This window comes from Conexibacter woesei DSM 14684, assembly GCF_000025265.1.
Classification (GTDB): Bacteria; Actinomycetota; Thermoleophilia; order Solirubrobacterales; family Solirubrobacteraceae; genus Conexibacter; species Conexibacter woesei.
This window is the reverse complement of record NC_013739.1, coordinates 762,771-784,812: the sequence shown is the minus strand read 5'-3', so window position 1 is coordinate 784,812 and position 22,042 is coordinate 762,771. Positions and strand designations below refer to the sequence as shown.

At 72.8% G+C, this 22,042-nt stretch carries 21 protein-coding genes; 10 read left to right on the top strand and 11 right to left on the bottom strand.

Annotated features, from left to right (window positions below; all coding sequences use genetic code 11):
* Positions 1-10: 10 nt before the first annotated feature.
* From CWOE_RS03690 to CWOE_RS03665, 6 genes are all read left to right on the top strand, one after another.
* Positions 11-991: a D-alanyl-D-alanine carboxypeptidase family protein gene (locus tag CWOE_RS03690; RefSeq protein WP_012932225.1), complete on the top strand. Its 981-nt coding sequence runs from the start codon at positions 11-13 to the stop codon at positions 989-991.
* Between the two features lie 110 nt (positions 992-1,101).
* Positions 1,102-1,422 carry a hypothetical protein gene (locus CWOE_RS03685; protein WP_012932224.1) on the top strand — a complete coding sequence of 107 codons (321 nt, stop codon included), beginning with the start codon at positions 1,102-1,104 and terminating at the stop codon, positions 1,420-1,422.
* Positions 1,419-2,003, top strand: a complete 585-nt coding sequence (locus CWOE_RS03680) for a hypothetical protein (protein ID WP_012932223.1) — start codon at positions 1,419-1,421, stop codon at positions 2,001-2,003. The genes CWOE_RS03685 and CWOE_RS03680 overlap by 4 nt, the downstream gene beginning before the upstream one ends.
* Before the next feature lie 99 nt (positions 2,004-2,102).
* Positions 2,103-3,314 (top strand): acyl-CoA dehydrogenase family protein, encoded by a 1,212-nt coding sequence (locus CWOE_RS03675; RefSeq protein WP_012932222.1) that lies wholly within the window; start codon positions 2,103-2,105, stop codon positions 3,312-3,314.
* The gene (locus tag CWOE_RS03670; RefSeq protein ID WP_012932221.1) at positions 3,311-4,483 is read left to right on the top strand and encodes an acyl-CoA dehydrogenase family protein; all 1,173 of its coding nucleotides are present in this window, start codon (positions 3,311-3,313) and stop codon (positions 4,481-4,483) included. The genes CWOE_RS03675 and CWOE_RS03670 overlap by 4 nt, the downstream gene beginning before the upstream one ends.
* Before the next feature lie 61 nt (positions 4,484-4,544).
* On the top strand, positions 4,545-4,880 hold the full coding sequence (locus CWOE_RS03665) for a YbjQ family protein (RefSeq protein WP_012932220.1): 336 nt from the start codon (positions 4,545-4,547) through the stop codon (positions 4,878-4,880).
* 48 nt (positions 4,881-4,928) lie between these two features.
* Here CWOE_RS03665 and CWOE_RS03660 read toward each other — a convergent pair whose 3' ends face one another.
* Positions 4,929-5,720: a DUF3891 family protein gene (locus CWOE_RS03660; RefSeq protein WP_012932219.1), complete on the bottom strand. Its 792-nt coding sequence runs from the start codon at positions 5,718-5,720 to the stop codon at positions 4,929-4,931.
* A 62-nt stretch (positions 5,721-5,782) separates the two neighbouring features.
* On the opposite strand from CWOE_RS03660, the gene CWOE_RS03655 reads away from it, so the two are divergent.
* The 3 genes from CWOE_RS03655 (at position 5,783) to CWOE_RS03645 (ending at position 8,368) form a co-directional block, all read left to right on the top strand.
* The gene (locus CWOE_RS03655) at positions 5,783-6,739 is read left to right on the top strand and encodes an ABC transporter ATP-binding protein (RefSeq protein WP_012932218.1); all 957 of its coding nucleotides are present in this window, start codon (positions 5,783-5,785) and stop codon (positions 6,737-6,739) included.
* The gene (locus CWOE_RS03650; protein ID WP_012932217.1) at positions 6,736-7,908 is read left to right on the top strand and encodes an ABC transporter permease; all 1,173 of its coding nucleotides are present in this window, start codon (positions 6,736-6,738) and stop codon (positions 7,906-7,908) included. Before CWOE_RS03655 ends, CWOE_RS03650 begins: the two co-directional genes overlap by 4 nt.
* A gap of 97 nt (positions 7,909-8,005) precedes the next feature.
* On the top strand, positions 8,006-8,368 hold the full coding sequence (locus CWOE_RS03645; protein ID WP_012932216.1) for a hypothetical protein: 363 nt from the start codon (positions 8,006-8,008) through the stop codon (positions 8,366-8,368).
* A 43-nt stretch (positions 8,369-8,411) separates the two neighbouring features.
* Here the strand turns inward: CWOE_RS03645 and CWOE_RS33770 are convergent, their stop codons facing one another.
* The gene (locus CWOE_RS33770; protein WP_012932215.1) at positions 8,412-10,010 is read right to left on the bottom strand and encodes a peptidoglycan-binding domain-containing protein; all 1,599 of its coding nucleotides are present in this window, start codon (positions 10,008-10,010) and stop codon (positions 8,412-8,414) included.
* Between the two features lie 155 nt (positions 10,011-10,165).
* Positions 10,166-11,128, bottom strand: coding sequence for a helix-turn-helix transcriptional regulator (locus CWOE_RS03635; protein WP_012932214.1), 963 nt, complete (start codon positions 11,126-11,128; stop codon positions 10,166-10,168).
* Positions 11,129-11,190: 62 nt separating this feature from the next.
* On the opposite strand from CWOE_RS03635, the gene CWOE_RS03630 reads away from it, so the two are divergent.
* Positions 11,191-13,449: an ATP-binding cassette domain-containing protein gene (locus tag CWOE_RS03630; RefSeq protein ID WP_012932213.1), complete on the top strand. Its 2,259-nt coding sequence runs from the start codon at positions 11,191-11,193 to the stop codon at positions 13,447-13,449.
* Between the two features lie 64 nt (positions 13,450-13,513).
* On the opposite strand, the gene CWOE_RS03625 is transcribed toward CWOE_RS03630, so the two are convergent.
* The 8 genes from CWOE_RS03625 to CWOE_RS03595 form a co-directional block, all read right to left on the bottom strand.
* Positions 13,514-14,104: a universal stress protein gene (locus CWOE_RS03625; protein ID WP_148260883.1), complete on the bottom strand. Its 591-nt coding sequence runs from the start codon at positions 14,102-14,104 to the stop codon at positions 13,514-13,516.
* Positions 14,086-15,261, bottom strand: coding sequence for a histidine kinase (locus CWOE_RS03620; RefSeq protein ID WP_012932211.1), 1,176 nt, complete (start codon positions 15,259-15,261; stop codon positions 14,086-14,088). The genes CWOE_RS03625 and CWOE_RS03620 overlap by 19 nt, the downstream gene beginning before the upstream one ends.
* On the bottom strand, positions 15,261-17,375 hold the full coding sequence (gene kdpB / locus CWOE_RS03615; RefSeq protein WP_012932210.1) for a potassium-transporting ATPase subunit KdpB: 2,115 nt from the start codon (positions 17,373-17,375) through the stop codon (positions 15,261-15,263). The genes CWOE_RS03620 and kdpB overlap by 1 nt, the downstream gene beginning before the upstream one ends.
* Positions 17,372-17,956: a potassium-transporting ATPase subunit KdpC gene (gene kdpC, locus CWOE_RS03610; protein ID WP_012932209.1), complete on the bottom strand. Its 585-nt coding sequence runs from the start codon at positions 17,954-17,956 to the stop codon at positions 17,372-17,374. Before kdpC ends, kdpB begins: the two co-directional genes overlap by 4 nt.
* Positions 17,956-19,686, bottom strand: a complete 1,731-nt coding sequence (kdpA, locus tag CWOE_RS03605; protein ID WP_012932208.1) for a potassium-transporting ATPase subunit KdpA — start codon at positions 19,684-19,686, stop codon at positions 17,956-17,958. The genes kdpC and kdpA overlap by 1 nt, the downstream gene beginning before the upstream one ends.
* Positions 19,686-19,775, bottom strand: coding sequence for a potassium-transporting ATPase subunit F (locus CWOE_RS32450; RefSeq protein ID WP_148260882.1), 90 nt, complete (start codon positions 19,773-19,775; stop codon positions 19,686-19,688). The genes kdpA and CWOE_RS32450 overlap by 1 nt, the downstream gene beginning before the upstream one ends.
* A gap of 159 nt (positions 19,776-19,934) precedes the next feature.
* Positions 19,935-20,609 carry a response regulator transcription factor gene (locus tag CWOE_RS03600; protein WP_012932206.1) on the bottom strand — a complete coding sequence of 225 codons (675 nt, stop codon included), beginning with the start codon at positions 20,607-20,609 and terminating at the stop codon, positions 19,935-19,937.
* The gene (locus tag CWOE_RS03595) at positions 20,606-22,024 is read right to left on the bottom strand and encodes a sensor histidine kinase (protein WP_041730070.1); all 1,419 of its coding nucleotides are present in this window, start codon (positions 22,022-22,024) and stop codon (positions 20,606-20,608) included. The genes CWOE_RS03600 and CWOE_RS03595 overlap by 4 nt, the downstream gene beginning before the upstream one ends.
* Between the last annotated feature and the right edge of the window lie 18 nt (positions 22,025-22,042).

The window sequence follows — 22,042 nt, the reverse complement described above, 5'->3', positions numbered from 1 at the left end:
CGGTGCGCGCGTGCGCCGGATCGTCGTACTCGTGCTGGCGGCGGCGGTCGTGCTGCTCACGGCGGGGCTCATCTCGCAGCGCCTCGACGACGGCCGCCCGGACACCGCGGCCGGCGCGGACGGGGCGCCGGACGCGCCGGCTCCGCCCGCCGGCGCCGCGCCGGACGACGGCGTCGTCGCCGACGCGCCGCCGACCCCGCAGCCGCACGAGTGGGGTCGGATCCCGGCCGCGGGCGGCGAGCTGGACGTGCGCTTCCGCAAGCCGCCGCGCGCCGGCCTGCTGGTCGACGCCGGCAGCGGGCGGGTGCTGTGGCGGCTGGAGGCCGAGCGGCGCCTGCCGATCGCGAGCGTGACGAAGATGATGACCGCGCTGCTGGTCGCCGAGCGCACGAAGCCGCGCGAGCCGGTCCCGATCACGCCGCAGGCGGTCGCGTACACCGGCTCCGGCGTCGGCATGCTGCCGGTCGGCCGCCGCGTGCAGACCGAGACGCTGCTGTACGGGCTGATGCTGCCGTCCGGCAACGACGCCGCGATCGCACTGGCGCAGCACGTCTCCGGCTCGGTCGCGAGATTCGTGCGGCTGATGAACGCGCGAGCGCGCGAGCTGGGGCTCACCTGCACGCGCTTCGCCTCGCCGTCGGGCATCGTCGACAGCGGCAACTGGTCGTGCGCGCCAGACCTGGCATTGCTCGGGCGCGAGTTGCTGCGGCACCGGCGCCTCGCGCGCGTCGTGCGGACGCCGCTGGCGGTGATGCCGCTGCCGATCAGAGGCGGGAGGGTCTGGCTCGCGAACCACAACCCCCTGCTGCGGATGAGATACGCGGGCGTGGAGGGGATCAAGACCGGCTACACCGAGGCCGCCGGCCGCTGCTTCGTCGCGAGCGTCCGCCGCGACGGCCGGCGTCTGATCGTCGTACTGCTGAACTCGCCCGACCCCGGCCGCCAGGCGCGCAGACTGCTCGACGCTGGCTTCGCCAGCGGCGCGGGCTGACGGAGCGGCGCTTCCGCTGCGCAGGTTCTCCGCACCACTGCGGAGAATTGGCACAGTTTCCAACGTAGATGGTGGCGACAGCGTGAGGGTGGGGATCTAGCGTTCTCGGCATGCACTTCACGACCCCCTACCACCGCATGATGGACGCGATCCTCCGAGACGTCGTCGGGTTCGAGGTCGACGGCGTGAGAGTGCTCGAGGCGCAGTTCGGCCGGCCCTTCTCCGCCCTCGACGACGATTCTGACGCGATCCTCGTCACCTTGATCATCACCGACACCGCCGACGACGAGCTGACCTGGCCGCGCGAAGCGACGAAGGCGATCTCCGACCTCGCGTACGACGCCATTCGTCGCATCGACCCCTGGATGGACAGCGTCGTCCTCCTCAGGTCCGAGCACCCGAACTACGGCAACGGGCGGGAGACGCGATGACGACGCTCGACCACCTCGACGCTTCGACCTTGCTCACGCACGCCCGCCGGCTGGTCGACGACCCCGACGCGCCGCAGGAAGACCTGCGTGCGGCGATCTCCGCCGCGTACTACGCCGTCTTCCATGACGTGTGCCGGCGCGCCGCGACCCAGATCGCGGGCCGGCCCGCGCAAGATGCCGCGTCGCCTGCGGTCTCGGTCGCCATCGCACAGCTCGTGCGCTGGTTCAGTCACCGGGCGCTGCTCGACGCCGGGCAGCTCGTCCAAGGACTGGACCGTGCGGCGGCCGATCCCACCTGGCACACGAGACGTGTCGCCGCGTGGGAACTCCTCCATGACGAGCAGCCCCACCCGCTGCCCGGCCACCTCCTCGCGGTCATCAGATCGATTCGCATGCTCCAAGACATGCGCCAATCGGCGAGTTACGACCGGGTCGTGTTGTTCGGACACGAGCAGGCGCTGGACGCGATCACGCTGGCCGAGGAAGCGCTCGACCTGCTCCGCCAGCACGCGCAGACGCCCGCGTACCGTGCGTTCTTCGTCCTCGTCACGATGTCGGCGCGCAACGGCGCGCGCGTCTGAGCGGTCGAGCGGGGCGGCAGGCGGCGGACGGCGCGGGCAAGGCCGGTATGGTCCTCGGCACGAGAGATTTGGCCGACTAGCCAGTCAGGAAGGAGCGTCGTGGACCTGAACGACACGCCCGAACAGGCGGAGTACCGCACGCAGGTGCGCGCCTGGATCGAGCAGAACGCCGCCAACGCGCCGAGAGAGCGCGGCACCGGCGACGACGCCGAGGGGGTCGCCGCGCACCGCGCCTGGCAGCGACGGCTCGCCGAGGCCGGCTTCGTCGGCGTCACGTGGCCCAAGGAGCACGGCGGCCAGGGACGCGGACCGCTCGAGCAGGTGATCGTCAACCAGGAGATCGCGCGCGCCGGGGTGCCCGGGATCCTCGACGTGATCGGCGTCGGCATGCTCGGCCCGACCCTGATCGCGCACGGCAGCGAGGAGCAGAAGCAGCGCTACCTCGCGCCGATGCTGCACGGCGACGAGGTCTGGTGCCAGCTCTTCTCCGAGCCCGCCGCCGGCTCCGACCTCGCCGGCATCCAGTGCCGCGCCAAGCGCGACGACGACGGCGGCTGGCGCATCACAGGCCAGAAGGTGTGGACCACGAACGCGCAGTTCTCCTCGTTCGGCCTGCTGCTCGCGCGCACCGACGCGGACGTGCCGAAGCACAAGGGCCTGACGATGTTCGTCGTGCCGATGGACGCCGCCGGCGTCACGATCGTCCCGCTGCGGCAGATCTCCGGCGAGCCGGAGTTCAACGAGGTCTTCTTCGACGACGTGCGCGTCGAGGCCGGCAGCGAGGTCGGCCAGGTCGACGCGGGCTGGGGCGTCGCGCTCACGACGCTGATGTTCGAGCGGCTGACGATCGGCGCCGGCAGCGAGGGGATGGGCTACCGCGCCGACCGCTTCGCCGCCGCGCTGGCGGCCGACGAGGAGGCGGCGAACGACTCGGAGGTGCGCCACGCCTTCGGCGAGCTGGCGACCGAGCTGCTCGCGCTGCGCTTCACCGGCTACCGCCTGCTGACCGCGATCAGCCGCGGCCAGATCCCAGGGCCGGAGGCCGGCCTCGGCAAGGTCACCGCGGTCAACGCCGCGATCGCCGCCGGCGACCTGATCGCCGACGTGCGCGGTCCGGGCACGCTCGACGCGGGCGAGTGGGCCGACTTGATCTCGTTCCTGCCGGGCCTCAAGTCGGCCGGCGGCACGGAGGAGATCCTGCGCAACACGATCGGCGAGCGGGTCCTCGGCCTGCCGCCGGAGCCGCGCCTGGACAAGGGAATCCCGTTCTCGGAGCTGCGCGCCAAGGAACGCCAGGAGGTGAAGGCATGAACTTCGAGCTCTCCGACGAGCAGGTCTTCCTGCAGGAGGCCGCGCGCGACGCGCTCGGACGTGTCAGAACGGTCGAGGCCGCTCGCGAGGCGCTGGAGGGCGCGGCGCTGCCCGACCTCTGGCCGACCGCCTCGCAGGCCGGCTGGACCGGGCTGCTGATCGGCGACGCGCACGGCGGCGCGGGCCTCGGCGCGCTCGACGCGATGCTGGTGCTGGTCGAGTGCGGCCGCGTGCTCGCGGGCGTGCCGCTGCTCGGGCACCTGCCCGCGACCGCGCTGCTCGACGCCGACGGCCAGCACCCGAAGCTGCTCGCGGCGCTCGCCGCCGGCGAGGAGCGCGCGGCGTTCGTGCCGCTGCGGCCGGGCGACGACCGCGACGGGGCCTGGACCGCCGAGCCGCGCGCCGGCAAGCGGCGGGCGCCCGCGCCGGCCGTCGGCGGTCTCGGCGCGGGCGAGGACGACGGCGGGCGCTACGACGTCACCGTCAGCGGCGAGGTCAGCTGGGTGCCGGACGCCCCCGGCGCCGGCACGCTCGTGGTCCTCGCGCTCGACGGCGTGAAGCCGGTCGCGGTGCTCGTCGACGCCGTGCGCGACGGTGCGCCGGCCGCGGGCGTCCGCGTCGAGCCGGCGAGCGCGTACGACGCGACGCGGCAGCTCGGCCACGTGACGCTCGACGGCGCGCGCGGACGGCTGCTCGACGTCGGCGAGGAGGAGCTGGCGAACGCCTGGTTCCTCGCGCACGCGCTGATCGCGGCGGAGTCGCTCGGCGCGGTCGAGGAGTCGCTGAGACGCTCGGTCGAGTACGCGAAGGAGCGCTACACGTTCGGCCGCGCGATCGGCTCCTACCAGGCCGTGAAGCACGCGCTGACGGAGGTGCTGCGGCGGGCGGAGAACACCCGCTCGCTGCTCTACTACGCCGGCTGGGCCCGCAGAGACGCGCCGGCCGAGTTCGCGGTCGCGGCGAGCGCGGCGCGCTCGGCGGCGGGCAGCGCGCTCGACTTCGCGGCGCGCGAGCTGATCTCGGTCCACGGCGGGATCGGCGCGACCTGGGAGCACGACGCGCCGCTGTTCTTCCGCCGCGCGCAGCTGTCGCGGCGGCTGCTCGCCGGCACCGGCGACGCGACCGATCGCGTCGCGGGCGAGCTGCTGCGCGCCGCGGCCACGGCCTGAGGCCCCTCACTCGCGACACCGGCAGGCGCCGCCGTCCGCGGCGCCTGCCACCGTTTGCCGCATGAGCCACGACGACATCATCATCACGACGATGAACGACCTGCCGGGCTATGAGATCGTCGCGGTCTACGGCGAGGTGTTCGGGCTCGTCGTGCGGGCGCGCAACGCCTTCTCGAACATCGGCGCGTCGTTTCGCACGGTCGCCGGCGGCGAGGTCAAGGGCTACACAAAGCTGCTGACCGAGTCGCGCAACCACGCCGTCGACCGGCTCAAGGACTCCGCCCGCGAGCACGGCGCCAACGCCGTCATCGCGATGCGCTTCGACTGCAACGACATCGGCAACGTGATGAGCGAGGTCGCCGCGTACGGCACCGCCGTCACCGTGCGGCCGCTCTGAGCGGCGCGGCCCGCGGCGCGGGCGGCCCGCGGCGCGGCGCGGGGCCGCTCAGGCCTGCGCGAAGATCCGCACCGTCTCCGGGCGAGCGGCGTAGAAGTCCGTGCGGAAGTCGTCGTCGCTGGCCCACGCACGCTTGGGCACCATCCGGCGGACCATCGTCAGCGCGAGCGGGGTCTCGGCGAACGGGTAGGGGTCGAACCGCAGCCGCCACGGGCCGAGCGGCGTGATCGCCATCGACGTTCTGGCGCCGTCCGCCGCCGGGACGTCCTCGACCGCTCCCGGCGCGCCGACGCCGCTCTCGAGGTCGCCGAGCTGGCAGTAGAGCGAGACGAGGTCGGCGACCTGCAGCAGCGCGTAGTTGGTCCAGCGCTCGGCGTCCTCGGCGCCCAGCTCGGCGACGAGCGCGGCCTGACGCTCCTCCTCCTGGTCGCAGTAGACGTCGGCCCGCGCGCGCAGCTCGGGCGACAGTCTCATCTCGCCGGCGGGGACGACCCCGTAGCGACGGCGGTAGAGGCCGCTCATGTGCATCGAGACGAGCAGGCCGGCGTACGGGTCCTCGTCGCACGCCGTCTCGACGCCGGCGCGGTAGAACGCGAGATGGACGGGCACGCCGACGCCGATGAAGTTCTGCGGCGCGGCGCCGTCGGGCGCGAGCCGCGGGCGCCGCTCCCACACCGCCCAGCCGTCGTCGTGCCGCTGCGCGGCGCGCACGACCGACGCGTACGGCTGCGGCCGCGCGAAGCCGTCGCCGCCCCACGCCGCCAGCAGCTGGGCGGAGAGGTCGGCGTGGTCGGTCTGCAGGACGATCTGCCAGGCGTCACCGGCGTCGCGGACGAGCATGGGGCGAGCCTACCCGCGCGGCGACGATTGACGCGGCGCGTCGGCGGGCAAGATCGCCGCCGATGTCGATAGCCTCGACCGCCGTGCTGCGGTGCCGCGACCTCCATCTCCGCTACGGCTCCGTCGTCGCGCTCGACGGGCTCTCGCTCGACGTCGAGCCCGGCCGGATGACCGGCTTCGTCGGCCCCAACGGCGCCGGCAAGACGAGCACGATGCGGATCGTCCTCGGCGTGCTCGGCCCCGACAGCGGCGACGTCAGCTGGAACGGCAGACCGCTCGACGCCGCCGCACGCCGCCGCTTCGGCTACATGCCGGAGGAGCGCGGCCTCTACCCGAAGATGCGGGTCGCCGAGCAGCTCGTCTACCTCGCGCGGCTGCACGGGCTCGACGCCGCCACCGCGCGCCGCGCGACCGACGACCTGCTCGACCGGCTCGGGCTCACCGACCGCGCCCGCGACGAGCTGGAGAGCCTGTCGCTCGGCAACCAGCAGCGCGTGCAGCTCGCCGCCGCGCTCGTGCACGGACCCGACCTGCTGGTGCTCGACGAGCCGTTCTCCGGCCTCGACCCGATCGGCGTCGACGTGCTCGCCGGTGTGCTGCGCGAAGAGGTCGAGCGCGGCGCGCCGGTCCTCTTCTCCAGCCATCAGCTGGAGCTGGTCGAGCGGCTGTGCGACACGGTCGCGATCGTCAAGGACGGACGGATCGTCGCGGCCGGCGACGTCGAACGGCTGCGCCGCCAGAACCGCCGCCGGATGGTCCGCGTCGAGGTCGAGGGCGAGGGCGCCGCCGACACGAGCTGGCTCGCGGGCGTCGAGGGCGCCGCGGCCGTGCCGCCCGGAAGCGACCACGAGCGCGGCACGCTCGTCGCGCTGGACGACGACACCGACGCGCAGCTCGTGCTCGACCGGGCGCGCGCCGCCGGCCCCGTCACCCACTTCAGCTTCGTCCTGCCGTCGCTCAGCGAGCTGTTCCGCGAGGTCGTCGCCGAGCAGCCCGCCGAGGCGGGAGCGGCCGCATGAGCGACATGCGCTGGCTGGTCGCCCGGCGCGAGCTGGTCGAGCGGGCGCGCAGCCGCGCGTTCCAGGTCGGCTCCGTGATCCAGCTGCTCGCGATCGTGATCGTGCTCGTGATCGCCGCCCTCACCGGCGGCGGCAACGACACGAAGGACGTCGGCCTCGTCGGCGCAGCCTCGGAGCCGTACGCGCAGGCGCTCCAGCAGGCCGGTCCCGCGCTCGACGCCGAGATCGACACGCGCGCGCTGCCCAATCGGGCCGCGGCCGTGAAGGCGGTGGAGGACGGCGACCTCGACGCGGCGGTGATCGACGGCAGAGAGATCCTCGTCGAGGACGACCCCGACGACACACTCGCCGCGGCCGTGCAGGCGACCCGCCGCCAGCTCGCGCTGCGCGACGCGCTCGACAGAGCCGGCGTGCCGGCCGCGCAGCTCAACGCCGCGCTCGCGCCGGCGCCGCTGCGCGTCGCGGTGCTCGAACCCGAGAACGAGGACCGCGGCACGCGCCAGGGGATCGCGTTCGTCGCGGTGCTGCTGCTCTACCTCGCGATCTTCACGTACGGCCTGTGGGTCGCCGGCGGCATCGTCGAGGAGAAGTCCTCGCGCGTGATCGAGGTCGTGCTGAGCGCGATCCGGCCGCGCGAGCTGCTGGCCGGCAAGATCATCGGCCTCGGCGTGCTCGGGATCGGCCAGTTCGTGCTCACGATCGCCGTCGGGCTGATCGGCGCGAGCCTGCTGAGCGCAGTCGACCTGCCGAACGTGACGATCGGCTGGGCCGCGCTGATCGGGCTGTGGTTCGTGCTCGGCTTCGCGTTCTACGCGTGCCTCTACGCCGTCGCGGGCGCGCTCGTCTCTCGGCAGGAGGATCTGCAGTCGAGCACGGGCGCGCTGAACATGGTCGTGATCGGCTCCTACATCCTCGCGTTCGTCGGGATCCAGGACCCCGACGGCACGCTGCTGACCGTGATCTCGTTCCTGCCGCCGAGCGCGCCGATGGCGATGCCGGCCCGCTGGCTGGTGACCGAGGTCCCGGCCTGGCAGCTGATCGTCTCGCTGCTGCTGACGCTCGGCGCGACCGTGGCGACGCTGCGGCTGGCGACGACGGTCTACGCTCGTGCTGCGCTGCGGATGGGTCCCAAGCTGTCGCTGCGCAGCGTGCTCGCCACGCGCGACTGAGACCGAAGCGAGACCCGCGGACGACTGACGCGGCGTCTCTGATCCACTTTCATGTGCACCGTTGCACGCACGGACACCGAATCGGAGGAGGCACTCCATGCGACTTCACTCGACACTGCTCGCGGTCGGCGCCGTCGGCGCGATCGCGCTGACCGGCTGCGGCAGCGACTCGGCCGACGACGCCGCCAAGACGCTCCAGGACAAGGGCGAGCAGATCCAGCAGAAGGGCAGAGAGCTGCAGGACAAGGCCGCGCAGATCCGTGAGGACCTGAGAAACGGGAGAATCACCGCCGAAGAGGCGCAGAGAGCGCTGGAGGAGGACGTCAGAGACCTCCAGAGACAGGCGGGCGACGCCGCCGACGACGCGATCGACGCCGTCAAGGAGAACAGCAACATCCCCGACGACGCGAAGCAGCAGCTCGAGGACGCGCAGAAGCAGCTGGAGGAAGCGACGAGATAGCGGATCAGCGCCGCGCCGCGCACGGGGCGCGGCGGGCGCTGCGCTAGCGCTGCGGCCCGGCCGGGATCTCGTCGCGCAGCGCTCTGAGCCCGGCGGAGCGCGGGCCGTTGACGGCCGGCAGACGCGACGAGGCGGAGGCCGAGGCCCGCGCGCCGGTCGCGGCGCGCGAGGCGCGTGCGGCCTGCGCCGCCCAGTCGGGCGCCGCCGGCTGCTCCTGCAGCAACGTCGGCCACGTGTCGGCGTCGAGCACGCCGGTCTCAGGCAGGCCCTTCGACGCCTGGTAGGCGCGCACCGCGCTCGCCGTGCCCGAGCCGAAGTCGCCGTCGACCGTCACGGACTGCCCCGCGCCGCTGAGGTGCTGCTGCGCCCAGACGACGAGGTCGCCCTTCGATCTGACTCGCAGCGTCGGGTAGCCGGCCGACTCCGGCGCGGCGATCGGCGTCAGGCCGGCGCCGATCGCGCCCCAGTCCGACGTGCTCGCGTAGTCCCAGACCCACCAGCTGACGCCGCGCGCGCCGTATGCCTCCGACAGCTGCCGAAAGCGCCGCAGATCGGTTGCCGCGGTGCCGTCGTACGCCTGCCCAAGCGGGTAGATCGGGGTCTCGTAGACGGTGTTGTACTGGTAAGTGACCTGGAGGCTGGTGTCGACGGACGTTCCTATCGTCTTCCAGTACACCTGCGGCAGGTTGAACGTCGCACCGCCCGGCCCCATGAAGACCGAGTACGGGAAGCCCGGGTGGAAGTGCACGTACGGGAAGCTCGTGAGGGCGATCGGGTAGGCGTCGCCGACCGCCGCGCGCAGCGCTCTCACGTACCGCTGGGCCTGCGCGTACTTGCCCTCGTAGGCGCCCTCCGCGTCGATCACGAAGCAGTCGGCACCGGCGTCCTTCGCCGCCGCGGCCGCTCTCGCCTCGCCGATCGGGTCGTTGCCGTAGACGAACTGCCAGCCGCAGACGTTGAGGCCGGTCGCCTTCAGCGCCGCGACCGCGCTGCTGGAGAACTGCGACCAGACGTTGGCGCCGTCGGCGCTCTTGACGAAGACCGTGCGGACGCCGGCCGCCTGCGCTCTCGCGGCGATCTGCGCCGGGTCGCCGCTCTCGGATCTTCTGAGGTACCAGATCCACATCCCACTGCCGTCGAAGACGCTGTCCCCGACCGGCGTTCCGCCGCCTCTCGACGGCGGCGTCGTCGGCGGCGGCTTGGGCTTCGGCTTCGGCGGGACCTTGCGGACGGTGATCCGCAGCGAGTTCGAGTACCGCGGCCCGGGCATCACGACGCGGATCCGGCCGCTGATCGCGTCGCCGGGGACGCGCACGAGCAGGCGGGTTCTGCTGCGGAAGCTGCCGCCGACGCGGCGCTTGCCGACGCGACCGGCCTTCGTGCGGACGGGGAACTCGACCTTCGCGCGGCTGCTCATGCCGCCGGCGCCGATCAGCACCTTGCCGGTCCGCACGACGACCGAATGCGATCCCTGGCAGGGGAACGGCGTCGAGGAGCAGCGCGTCCACGACAGCTTCAGCTTGGCCGGCCGCTTCGCGGCCTCGGCGTCGGCGCTCAGCACGAGCGCGAACGCGATCGAGGCGAGCAACGCACCGAGGACGGCGGCGGCGTAGGCGGGGATGTGACGGGGAACAGCGGACATTGGGCTTCGCACAGCGAGTTCCACAGCGGCGCCAGTCGCTTCGCGACGCGCCGGGAACTCGCGGAGCTGGGCAGCTTAGGCCCCAGGCAGTGGATCGCCTGGGCGCTCCGTTGCAAGTCCAGAACACGGCCGGCCGCCGTTGGATGCGGTGCGCGCTACGCCGGTTCCCCCGCGGCCGCCGCCATCCGCTGCGCGAGCGCGCGCGTGTAGACGGCGAACGCCGCCGGGCGCTCGATCGTGTAGTCCAGTCCCGCGAGCGCGAGCACGACCGCCATCCACTCGTAGGAGTCGACGCGCGCGCTGTAGCGGCAGCGATCGTCGCCGAGCGGTTCGAGCGCGCCGTCCTTCCGGCTGAGGCGCTCGGCGACCGTCGTGACGGACGCGTGGAACGTCACGACGACGAGCTGCTCGGGCGCGTGCGCGTCGAAGCGCTCGCGCAGGAAGTCGACGGCGCTCTCGGCCGGCAGCGGCCGTGGCCGGAACGGCTGGCCGAGCCGCCGCGCCCGCTCGACGCGGTCGAGCCGGAACGTGCGCCAGTCGTCGCGCTCGGTGTCCCATGCGAGCAGGTACCAGCGGCGGCCGAGCAGCACGACACGGTGCGGCTCGACGATCCGCTCCCGCTCACCGCCGTCGCGGCGGCGGTGCCGCAGCCGCACGCGCTCGTGGCGAGCGGCGGCGGCGCTCAGCTCGGTCAGCAGCGCGCCGTCGACCCCGGGCCACGACGGCGGCGCGGCGTCGACCGCCCGCAGCAGGCCGTGCGCCTGCGCCGCGAGCCGCTGCGGCAGCACCTGCTCGACCTTGCGCAGTGCCTGCGCGGCGGCGTCGGCGATCCCCTCGACGGCACCCGCGCGCGCGAGCTGCAGCCCGATCGCGATCGCGACGGTCTCGTCGTCGTCGAGCAGCAGCGGCGGCATCGCGCTGCCCGCGGCGAGCCGGTAGTGGCCGCCGGGCCCGCGCGGCGCCGCGACCGGGTAGCCCAGCTCGCGCAGCCGCGTGACGTCGCGCCGCAGCGAGCGCGGGCTCGTGCCGAGCTGCCCGGCCAGCTCTGCTCCGGACCAGGCGCGGCCAGTCTGCAGCAGCGTGAGCAGCCGCAGCATCCGTCTGCTCGTGTCGGCCATCGCATCATCGTTGCACGAGAAGTGGCCGAGAAGTGACCGCATTTACGCCTAGCGTGGAGCCGATGGACCAGATCCACGTCATCGGCGCCCGGCAGAACAACCTCGCGGGCGTCACCACGAGCATCCCCAAGGGCGCGATCACCGTTTTCACCGGCGTCTCCGGGTCGGGCAAGTCGTCGCTCGCGTTCGGAACCATCGCGGCCGAGTCCCAGCGCCAGCTGAACGAGACGTTCGACAGCTTCGCCCGCCACCGCCTGCCGCGCCACGGCCGCCCGGACGTCGAGCGGCTGGAGAACCTGTCGGTCGCGATCGTCGTCGACCAGCGGCCGTTCGGCGGCAACGCGCGCTCGACGGTCGGCACCGCGACCGACGCCGCCGCCCTGCTGCGGCTGCTGTTCTCGCGCGCGGGCGAGCCGCACGCCGGCGAGTCGACGGCGTTCTCGTTCAACGACCCGCGCGGCATGTGCCCGCAGTGCGACGGGATCGGCACGGTCGAGCGGATCGACGTCGAGCAGCTGCTCGACCGCTCGCGCTCGCTCAACGACGGCGCGATCCGCTTCCCGACGTTCGCCCCCGGCACGTGGCAGTGGAAGCGCTACGTCCACTCCGGCCTGTTCGACCCCGACACGCCGCTGCGCGACTGGACCGCCGAGGAGCTGCACCTGCTGCTCGACGCGTCGCCGCGCAGACTCCCCGACGCGCCGCCCGAATGGCCGCCGAGCGGCACCTACGAGAACCTGCTCGACCGCTTCACGCGCGCCCACCTGACCGGCGCGAACGCGAAGGTCCATCCGCGCCACCGCCCCGAGCTGGAGCGCGTCGTGCGCAGCGGGCCGTGCCCGGCGTGCGACGGCGCGCGGCTCAACGCCGCCGCGCTCGCGAGCCGCATCGACGGGCGCTCCATCGCCGACTGGTCGGCGATGGAAGTGCGCGAGCTGCTGCCCGTCGCCGAGGCGGTAGACGCACCGGCGGTCGCGCCCGTCGTCGCAGCGCTGACCGAGCGACTGCGCGAGTTGGAACGGATCGGGCTCGGCTACCTCAGCCTCGACCGCGTCTCCTCGACGCTGTCCGGCGGCGAGGCGCAGCGCGTGAAGCTCGTGCGGCACCTCGGCAGCTCGCTGACCGGCCTCACCTACGTGCTCGACGAGCCGAGCAGCGGGCTGCACGCCCGCGACGTCCACCTGCTCGCGGCGACGCTGCGCGGCCTGCGCGACAAGGGCAACACGGTCCTGCTCGTGGAGCACGACCGCGACCTGATCGCGATCGCCGACCATGTCGTCGACCTCGGGCCCGGCGCCGGCGCCGGCGGCGGCCGCGTCGTCTACGCGGGCGCGCTCGACGGACTGCTGCGTGCCGGGACCGCGACCGCGCGCCACCTGCGCGGACGCACCGCGCTGCGGCGCAGCCCGCGGCGGCCGACCGGCTCGATCGCGATCGAGCGCGCGTCGGCGAACAACCTGCGCGACGTCACGGTGACGATCCCGACCGGCGTGCTGACGGTCGTCAGCGGCGTCGCCGGCGCGGGCAAGAGCACGCTCGTCGAACGCGAGCTGCCGCGCGTGCGGCCCGACGCTGCGCTGCTCGACCAGCGGCCGATCCGCGGCGGCAGACGCTCCAGCCCGGCGACGCTGCTGAAGGTGCTCGACCGTGTGCGGACCCGCTTCGCGCGCGCGAACGACGTCAGCCCGGCCTGGTTCAGCCCCAACTCGAAGGGCGCCTGCCCGGTGTGCGGCGGCAGTGGCGAGGTCGCGACCGACCTCGCGTTCATGGAGCCGGTCGCGACCGTCTGCGAGGCGTGTGACGGGCGCCGCTTCAACGCCCGCGCGCTCGGCTACCGCTACCGCGGCCAGGCGATCGACGAGCTGCTCGCGATGACGGCGAGCGAGGCGGCGGAGCTGTTCGACGACGACCCGCCGATCGCAGACGCGCTCGCACGGCTGGAGACCGTCGGGCTCGGCTACCTCGCGCTCGGGCGGCGGCTCGACACGCTCTCCGGAGGGGAGCGCCAGCGGCTCAAGCTGGCGCGCGAGCTGGCGCAGCCGAGCGAGCTGTACGTCTTCGACGAGCCGACGACCGGCCTGCACGGCAGCGACGTGGCGACGCTGCTCGCGCTGCTGCACCGCCTCGTCGACGGCGGCGCGACGGTCGTCGTGGTCGAGCACGACCTCGACGTGATCGCCGACGCCGACTGGGTGATCGACGTCGGTCCGGGCGCCGGCAGCGACGGCGGCCGCATCGTCTGCGAGGGTCCGCCGCGGCGGCTGCTGGACGCGCCGGAGAGCGTCACGGGCCGCTGCCTCGCCGAGCGGTTGCGGGGGTGAGCCGGCAGCCGCCGCGCCCCGCGCGCCGGACGCGCCGGCTCGGGGCGCCCGTCGCGAGCACCGCCTACGCCGCGCTCGCGACCACCGGCCGCTCGCGCGCGTCGTGGCGGCCGTTCCCGTTGACGCGATCGGGCCGCAGCACGACGATCTCGCCCGGCGCGTTCGCGAGCAGCCACGCGGTCTCGTCCGGGCTGAAGCCGTCGCCGCCGTTCGCGGTCTCGGCCGCCAGCACGATCCGGTCGTAGCGCTCGTGGGCCATCATCTCGCGCAGCGCGTGGCGCGAGTCGCGGCCCTTCTCGATCCGCGCGTCGACCGGCACGCCGCAGCGGCGCGCGTCCTGCTCGATCGCGTCGAGCAGCGCGAGCGCGACGGCGCTCTGGCCGGGCAGCGCGCAGTCGAGCGGCAGGTGGCGCGGGACCTCCGCGAGGTAGACGGGAACGAGCGTCGCGCCCTCCGCGCGCGCGAGCCGCAGCGCCGCCTGCAGCGCCGGCTTGGAGAGCGAGCGGCCGAGGAACGGGAACAGGACACGTCTCGGGCCGGGCGCCGGCACGCCGTTGCGCGCCCGCCGGCCGCGCACCACCCACGCGATGGCCGCGGCGGCCGCGAGGCTCGCGAGCGTGATGACGACGTCGAGGATCATGCTTCTCCACTCCATTCCTGTTGCTCGTCGACCGCCGCCGCGCGCCGCGTGCGGTCGGCGACGATGCGCACGTCGATGCCGGGCAGCGCGTCGAGCAGACGGCTCGGCAGCGACGGCCGCAGCAGCCGCCGCAGGGCGTTGCGCGGCCGCGGCTCGCCGATCAGCACGTACGTCGTTCTGCGGTCGTGGGCGACGCGCCGCACTACGGCGACGAGGTCGTCGCCCGGCTCGACCAGCAGGTGCGCGCCGAGCACGACCGCGAGCCGCCGCAGCGCGTCGAGCTGCTCGGCCTGCTCGGGCTTCAGCTCGCGGCCGGCCGGCTGGACCCACAGCAGGTCGAGGTCGGCGCCGAGCCGCTGCGCCGAGCGCCATGCGCGCCGCACGACCCGCTGGGAGACCGGCGCCGGCGTCACGAGCGCGAGCAGCCGCTCGCCGATCGCGGCCGGCGCCGCGCTCAGCGCGATCCGCTCGCCGTCGCCGCTGCGGCGGGCCGGCAGCGGGCCGACGACGCGGCGCGCCTCGACCTCCTCGGCGACCTGCCGCAGCGCGACCTCGCGCAGCGCGGACAGGTGCTCGATGCGGAAGAAGTTGTTGAGCGCCGACTCGATCCGCTCTCGCGGGTAGACCTTGCCCGCGCGCAGCCGCTCGATCAGCGCCTCCGGCGTGAGGTCGATCAGCACCAGCTCGTCCGCCTCGCCCAGCACTTCGTCGGGCACCGTCTCGCGCACGCGCGTCGTCGTCAGCTCCGCCACCGTGTCGTTGAGCGACTCGAGGTGCTGGACGTTGACGGTCGAGAAGACGTCGATCCCGGCGGCGAGCACGGCGGCGACGTCCTCGTAGCGCTTGGCGTGCAGGAGGCCGGGCGCGTTCGTGTGCGCCAGCTCGTCGATCAGGCACAGCTCCGGCGCGCGCGAAAGGATCCCGCGCAGGTCCATCTCCTCCAGGAACGCGCCGCGGTGCTCGACGCGCTGGCGCGGAACGACCTCGAGCCCCCTGGCCTGCGCGGTGGTCTCCGCGCGGCCATGGGGCTCGAGGTATCCGATCACGACGTCGCGGCCGCTCTCGGCCTCGGCCTGGCCTTCCTGGAGCATCCGGTACGTCTTGCCGACGCCCGCAGCCATTCCCAGGAAGACCTTCAGCCTGCCGGTTCTCGACCGCGTCGCCGCCTCCATCACGCTCCCAGCAGGTTGTGCACCACGAGGTCGACGAGCTTGATGCCGATGAACGGCGCGATCAAGCCGCCGAGGCCGTAGATCATCAGGTTGCGGCGCAGCAGCTGCGTCGCGCCGAGCGGGCGGAAGCGGACGCCGCGCAGTGCCAGCGGGACCAGCATCGGGATCACGAGCGCGTTGAAGATGATCGCCGAGATGATCGCCGAGCGCGGCGTCCCGAGGTTCATTATGTTGAGCTTGTCGAGCGGGCCGCTGCCGTCCGCGCTCGTCGCATACGTGGCGGCGAAGATCGCCGGCAGGATCGCGAAGTACTTCGCGATGTCGTTTGCGATCGAGAACGTCGTCAGCGCACCCCGCGTGATCAGCAGCTGCTTGCCGACCTCCACGATCTCGATCAGCTTCGTCGGGTTGGAGTCGAGGTCGACCATGTTGCCGGCCTCACGCGCCGCCTGGGTGCCCGTGTTCATCGCGACGCCGACGTCGGCCTGCGCGAGCGCGGGCGCGTCGTTGGTGCCGTCGCCAGTCATCGCGACCATCCGGCCGCCCTCCTGCTGCTCCTTGATCAGCGCGAGCTTCGCCTCCGGCGTCGCCTCCGCGAGGAAGTCGTCGACGCCGGCCTCCTGCGCGATCTTCGCCGCCGTCAGCGGGTTGTCGCCGGTCACCATCACCGTTCGGATGCCCATCGCGCGGAGGTGGTCGAACCGCTCGCGCATGCCTTCCTTGACGACGTCCTGGAGGTGGACGACGCCGAGCGCCTGGTTGTCGCGGGCGACGGCGAGCGGGGTGCCGCCGTCACGCGCGATCCGGTCCATCGCGGCTCTCAGCTCGGGCGGGTTGGTGCCGCCCTCTGCCGCGATCCACTTCTCGATCGCGTCGCCGGCACCCTTGCGCAGGCGCACGCCGTCGACGTCGACACCGGACATCCGCGTCTGCGCGGTGAACGGGACGAAATGCGCGTCGTGCTCGGCCAGCTCGCGAGCGCGGATGCCCAGCCGCTCCTTCGCCAGCACGACGATCGAGCGGCCCTCGGGCGTCTCGTCGGCGAGCGAGGCGAGCTGCGCCGCCTCGGCCAGCTCGCGCTCGGTCACGCCGGGCATCGGCACGAACTCCGACGCCTGGCGGTTGCCGAGCGTGATCGTGCCGGTCTTGTCGAGCAGCAGCACGTCGACGTCGCCGGACGCCTCGACCGCACGGCCGCTCAGCGCGAGCACGTTGCGGCGCACGAGACGGTCCATGCCGGCGATGCCGATCGCGCTCAGCAGCGCTCCGATGGTCGTGGGGATCAATGCCACGAGCAGGCTGATCAGCGTCGCCAGCGACGTCTCGGTGCCAGCGTAGTCGGCGAACGGGCGCAGCGTCACGACGACGACGAGGAAGATCAGCGTCAGGCCCGCGAGCAGGATGCCGAGCGCGACCTCGTTCGGCGTCTTGCGCCGGCTGGCGCCCTCGACGAGCGCGATCATGCGGTCGAGGAACGACTCACCCGGCTTCTGCGTGATCTCGACGACGACGTGGTCCGACAGCACGCGCGTGCCGCCCGTGACGGCTGAGCGGTCGCCGCCCGCCTCGCGGATGACGGGTGCCGACTCGCCGGTGATCGCCGACTCGTCGACCGACGCGATCCCTTCGATCACGGTCCCGTCGCCTGGGATCACCTCGCCCGCGTCGACCAGCACGACGTCGCCCGGCATCAGCTCGCCGGCCGGCTTCTCGCCGCCGCCCTGCAGCCGCGCGAGCGTCTCGCTGCGCATCGCCCGCAGCGATGCCGCCTGCGCGCGACCGCGGCCCTCGGCGATCGCCTCGGCGAAGTTGCCGAAGATGACCGTCAGCCACAGCCATATCGTGACGACGAACGTGTACCAGGCGGGATCCGACCCGGCGCCCGAGATCGAGCCGCCGAACGCCTGCACGATCCAGACGAGCGTCGTCAGCAGCGCGCCGATCTCGACGACGAACATGACCGGGTTGCGCACCATCCGGCGCGGGTCGAGCTTGTGCAGCGACTCCAGCGCGGCCGTGCGCAGGATCGCCGGCTCCAGCAGCGAGCGCTGCTGGGCGCGCGGACCGCTCTGCGTCGGCGGCACGCTCGGCGGCGCTTGCGTGACGCCGGTCATCTGGTGGTCTCCTTGTCGAGCGCGAGGTTGAGTTCGAGGACGTTGACGCCTGGCTGGCCGAAGAGCCCGAGGCCGCGGCCGTCGGTGTTGTCGTCGATCAGGGCGTTGACGCGGTCGAGCGGCAGCCCACGCACCTCTGCGACGCGGTGCGCCTGGATGCGCGCGTTCGCCGGGGTGATGTGCGGATCGACGCCAGAGCCGGAGGTCTGGACCGCGTCCGGCGGGATCTCGCCGCGCGTCAACGAGGCGTCGTATCTGCCCTCCAGCCTCAGGTAGGCGTCGGCGTTGGCAGCGATCGCGTCACGCGTGTCGGCGCCGTTGGGGCCGGCGTTGCTGAACGCGGTCGCCGACGGGTTCCACTCGGTCTGCGAGGGGCGGCTGTGGAAGTAGCGCGGGCCTCTGAAGCCCTGGCCGAGCAGCCGCGACCCGACGACTCTGCCGTCGACCTTCACGAGGCTGCCGTTGGCGGCGTCGTTGAAGGCGACCTGGCTGACGCCGGTGACCGCGAGCGGGTAGAGGAGGCCGAGCACGATCGTGAAGACGATCAGCGCGACGACCGAGGCTTGGAGATCGCGTTTCATCAGAACATCCGATCCGTGAGGCCCTGCACGACCGGGCCGAGCAGGAGTGCGGGGACGAAGGTGAGCAGCGCGACGAGCAGGACCGTGCCGACCGTCAGCACCGTGAACGTGCCGGTGTCGGTGCGCATCGTGCCTGGGCCGGCCGGCGCGACCTTGCGGCCCGCGAGCGCGCCGGCGATCGCCAGCACCGCGAGCAGCGGCAGGAAGCGGCCGGCGAGCATCGCGCCGCCGCCGAGCAGGTCGGCGAAGGTGATCCCGAACGCGCCGCTGTTGCCGGGCCCGTTGGGCTGGACGAAGCCGGTGTAGCCGGCGAACGCGGAGCCGTTGTTGTTCGTCTGCGAGACGTAGGCGTAGAGCGTCTCGGAGAAGCCCTGCGGGCCACCGTTGTAGATCGATCTCAAGCCGTACTTGGACGAGATCGCGGCGGCCGTCAGGACGAGCACGAACAGCGGCACCGCGAGCGTCCCGATCATCGTCAGCTTGATCTCGCGGGCGCCGATCTTCTTGCCGAGGAACTCGGGCGTGCGGCCGACCATCAGGCCCGCGATGAAGACCGCGAGGATGACGAACATCAGCATGCCGTAGAGGCCGGAGCCGACGCCGCCGAAGATCACCTCGCCGGTCATCATGTTCGCCATCGGGACGGCGCCGCCGATGCCGGTCAACGACTCCATCGCCGCGTTGACCGCGCCGCAGGAGGCGACCGTCGTGACGGCGGCGAAGAGCGCGCTGGACGGAATGCCGAAGCGCGTCTCCTTGCCCTCGAAGTTGCCGCCCTCGATGCCGGCGAGGTGCTGCGCGGGCGAGCCGTGACCCTCGGCGGCGTAGACGATCGCGACGGCGACCGCGAACATCGCGAACATCGCACCGTAGATCGCCCAGCCCTGGCGGCGGTTGCCGACCATCCGGCCGAACGTCGCCGTGAGGCCCGCCGGGATGATCAGGATCAGCAGCATCTCGAAGAAGTTCACGAGCCCGCTGGAGTTCTCGAACGGCATCGCGGAGTTGACGTTGAAGAAGCCGCCGCCGTTGGTGCCGAGCAGCTTGATCACCTCTTGGGAGGCGACCGGTCCGAGCGTGATCGCCTGTCTGACGCCTTCGAGGCTCGTGAACGCCTCGGCCGGCGAGAGCGACTGCACGACGCCTTGGGAGACGAGGAAGAGCGCGCCGACGAACGAGATCGGCAGCAGGATGTACAGCAGCGTCCGTGTGAGGTCGGACCAGAAGTTGCCGAGCGTTCTGAGGCTGCGCGCGGAGAAGCCGCGGATGACCGCGATCACGACGGCGATGCCGACCGCGGCGGAGAGGAAGTTCTGGACGGCGAGGCCGCCCATCTGACTGAAGTTGGAGAGCGTCGTCTCGCCGGCGTAGTACTGCCAGTTCGTGTTCGCGACGAACGACGAGGCGGTGTTGAAGTTGACGTCGGCCGGCGCGGCGCCGAAGCCGGCCGGGTTGAACGGAAGCGATCCCTGCAGGCGAAGGATCGCGTAGAGCAACAGCCACGAGCCGAGGCTGAAGAACAGCACTGCACGCGCGTACGCCTTCCAGTCCTGCTCCTGTCTGGGGTCGACGCGCAGCAGCTTGTAGAAGCCGCGCTCGACGGGGCCGAGCACCGGGGCCAGGATCGCGTCGCCGCGGAAGACCTTGTGCATGTAGGCGCCGATCAGCGGCGTCAAGGCCGTCAGGACGGCGAAGAAGACGAGGATCTGGATCCAGCCCTCTGCGGTCATCAGAGCTTCTCCCCGCGCAGGAGGGCGTAGGCGAGGTACGCGAAGATGAGAATCGAGACGAGCAGCCCGATCAGGTTGCCGGCGCTCATGTCCGCTCCAGTCCTTCGATGAGGGCGAGCATCGCGGCGAAGAAGAGAACCGCGAGTGCGATGGCGATCAAGTCCATGCCATCACTGTGGGGGCGGCCCCGCCCAGGCCGGATCAAGATTCAGACGGCCGGCATCAAGATGTTGTGAAGGTGGTTTCGCTCAGCCCGCGAAGCGGTAGCCGACGCCGGGATCGGTGCGGATGAAGCGCGGTCTGCCGGCCGGCTCGATCTTGTGGCGCAGGTTCGCGATGTGCGTGCGCAGCGTGCGGATGTCCTCGCCGTAGGCGGGACCCCAGACCTCGGTCAGCAGCGCGCGGTGGGTCATCAGCCGGCCGCGGTTGCGGGCGAGCACGCGCAGCAGGTCGTACTCGATCGGCGTCAGGTGGACCTCCTCGCCCTCCCGCCGCACGACGCGCCGGGCGAGGTCCAGCTCGAGCCCGTCGACCGCGATCGTCGGCTCGTCGGCGGTGCGGCCGGCGCGCCGCAGCGCGGCCGCGAGGCGAGCGACCAGCTCGCGCGCGCCGAACGGCTTGGTGACGTAGTCGTCGGCGCCGGCCTCCAGCGCCCGCACCTTCTGCTCCTCCTCGCCGATCGCGGAGAGGACGAGGATCGGCATCTCGCTCCACGCGCGCAGCTGCTTGCAGACCTCGATCCCGTCGCCGTCGGGGAGGACGAGGTCGACGATCGCGGCGTCGGGCGGCCGCGTCGCGGCGGCGTCGAGTGCCTCCTCGGCGGTCGCGACGGCGACCGGCTCGTAGCCGGCGTCGCGCAGGATCACCTTCAGCGCGCGGAGGATCTGCAGCTCGTCGTCGACGACCAGGACCCGACCGCTCATCCCACCCCCTCCACGACCGGCTCGCGGACCTCTTCGACCGGCAGCTCGACGACGAACGTGGTCCCCTGCCCGGGCAGTGACTCGGCCCAGACGCGGCCGTCGTTGGCCTCGATGAAGCCACGCACGACGGCGAGGCCGAGGCCGGAGCCGACGTGGCCGTCGTTGCGCGTCTCCGGCGCGCGGTGAAACGGCTCGAAGATCCGCTCCAGCTCGCGGCCGTGGATGCCGGGCCCGCGATCGACGATGCGGATCAGCAGGCGGTGGCCGACGACGCGCGCGCGGACCGCGACCGGATGGTCGCCGCCGTAGCGAGCGGCGTTCTCCAGCAGGTTGGCGAAGGCGCGCTCGAGCTGAACGGCGTCGGCGCGGACGAGCGGGAGGTCGCGGTCGATGCCGACGTTGAAGCCGGCGGGGTGCGGCGTCTCGTCGATCGCGACGCGCAGGACCTCCTCGACCGAGCACCACTCGCGGCGTGGGTCGGCCGCGCCGCCCTGCAGGCGGGAGAGGTCGAGCAGCTTGTCGACGAGGCGCGAGAGCCGCTGCGACTCGCCGGTGACGGCGGCGGCCAGCTCGGCGCGCTCGGCGTCGGTGAGGTTGGGCGAAGTGAGCGCCTCGCCGGCGGTGGCGATCGCCGTCAGCGGCGAGCGCAGGTCGTGCGAGACGGCGCGCAGCAGCGAGGTCTTGATGACGTCGGTGCGGCGCAGCGCCTGCGTCTCGACGATGTCCTGCTGAAGCGCCTCGCGTTCGAGCGCGACACCGAGGATCGCCTCCAGCCCGGGCACGACGCGGCCGAGTGCCTCGTCGGTCGCGGGGGCGTCGAGCCGCAGCGTTCCGATCCGCTCGCCCTGGGCGAGCAGCGGGATCGCCCCGTCGGCGTCGCCGCCGTCACCGTCGCCGTCGCCCAGCTCGATCGTCGCACCCGGCAGCGCGAGCGCGCGGGCGAGGCGGTCGGCGGCGGGTCTGAGAGCGGAGCGCATGTCGCTGCCGCCGAGCAGCAGGCGGGCGAGGTCCGCGGCGAGGTCGGCCTCGCGGCGCCGCAGCTCGGCCTCCCGTGTACGGGCGCGCGCGATCTCGGCGAGCGTCGAGGCGATCGCCGCCGCGACGAGGAAGACCGCCAGCGCTACCCAGTTCTGCGGGTCGGAGACGGTGAAGCGCCCGGTCGGCGGGATGTGGAACCAGTTGAACGCGAGCGCGCTCGCGACCGCCGTCCCGAGCCCGACCCAGAGACCGAACCAGCTCGCGACGAGCAGCACCGCCAACAGGTAGATCACGCCGGTCGAGACGGCAGGGACGATCTCGCGCAGCGGGTAGATCGCCAGCGTCGTGAAGGCGACCGCCGCCGCGCCCGCGACGACGCCGGCCCACAGCGGCGGGCGAGTGTCGCGCATCAGCAGCGATGAGGTCGAGCGGACCACGATTCCGTCAGCGTACTC

What these genes read in the sequence shown, in the direction of transcription:
- CWOE_RS03660 (WP_012932219.1), bottom strand. Translation starts at nt 5,720, where the DNA reads ATGCTCGTCCGCGACGCCGGTGACGCCTGGCAGATCGTCCTGCAGACC.
- CWOE_RS03620 (WP_012932211.1), bottom strand. Translation starts at nt 15,261, where the DNA reads ATGGAGGCGGCGACGCGGTCGAGAACCGGCAGGCTGAAGGTCTTCCTG.
- kdpB (WP_012932210.1), bottom strand. Translation starts at nt 17,375, where the DNA reads ATGACCGGCGTCACGCAAGCGCCGCCGAGCGTGCCGCCGACGCAGAGC.
- CWOE_RS03665 (WP_012932220.1), top strand. Translation starts at nt 4,545, where the DNA reads ATGAGCCACGACGACATCATCATCACGACGATGAACGACCTGCCGGGC.
- kdpA (WP_012932208.1), bottom strand. Translation starts at nt 19,686, where the DNA reads ATGACCGCAGAGGGCTGGATCCAGATCCTCGTCTTCTTCGCCGTCCTG.
- CWOE_RS03685 (WP_012932224.1), top strand. Translation starts at nt 1,102, where the DNA reads ATGCACTTCACGACCCCCTACCACCGCATGATGGACGCGATCCTCCGA.
- CWOE_RS03670 (WP_012932221.1), top strand. Translation starts at nt 3,311, where the DNA reads ATGAACTTCGAGCTCTCCGACGAGCAGGTCTTCCTGCAGGAGGCCGCG.
- CWOE_RS03650 (WP_012932217.1), top strand. Translation starts at nt 6,736, where the DNA reads ATGAGCGACATGCGCTGGCTGGTCGCCCGGCGCGAGCTGGTCGAGCGG.
- CWOE_RS03680 (WP_012932223.1), top strand. Translation starts at nt 1,419, where the DNA reads ATGACGACGCTCGACCACCTCGACGCTTCGACCTTGCTCACGCACGCC.
- CWOE_RS03655 (WP_012932218.1), top strand. Translation starts at nt 5,783, where the DNA reads ATGTCGATAGCCTCGACCGCCGTGCTGCGGTGCCGCGACCTCCATCTC.
- CWOE_RS03635 (WP_012932214.1), bottom strand. Translation starts at nt 11,128, where the DNA reads ATGGCCGACACGAGCAGACGGATGCTGCGGCTGCTCACGCTGCTGCAG.
- kdpC (WP_012932209.1), bottom strand. Translation starts at nt 17,956, where the DNA reads ATGAAACGCGATCTCCAAGCCTCGGTCGTCGCGCTGATCGTCTTCACG.
- CWOE_RS03600 (WP_012932206.1), bottom strand. Translation starts at nt 20,609, where the DNA reads ATGAGCGGTCGGGTCCTGGTCGTCGACGACGAGCTGCAGATCCTCCGC.
- CWOE_RS32450 (WP_148260882.1), bottom strand. Translation starts at nt 19,775, where the DNA reads ATGAGCGCCGGCAACCTGATCGGGCTGCTCGTCTCGATTCTCATCTTC.
- CWOE_RS03625 (WP_148260883.1), bottom strand. Translation starts at nt 14,104, where the DNA reads ATGGAGTGGAGAAGCATGATCCTCGACGTCGTCATCACGCTCGCGAGC.
- CWOE_RS03630 (WP_012932213.1), top strand. Translation starts at nt 11,191, where the DNA reads ATGGACCAGATCCACGTCATCGGCGCCCGGCAGAACAACCTCGCGGGC.
- CWOE_RS03645 (WP_012932216.1), top strand. Translation starts at nt 8,006, where the DNA reads ATGCGACTTCACTCGACACTGCTCGCGGTCGGCGCCGTCGGCGCGATC.
- CWOE_RS33770 (WP_012932215.1), bottom strand. Translation starts at nt 10,010, where the DNA reads ATGTCCGCTGTTCCCCGTCACATCCCCGCCTACGCCGCCGCCGTCCTC.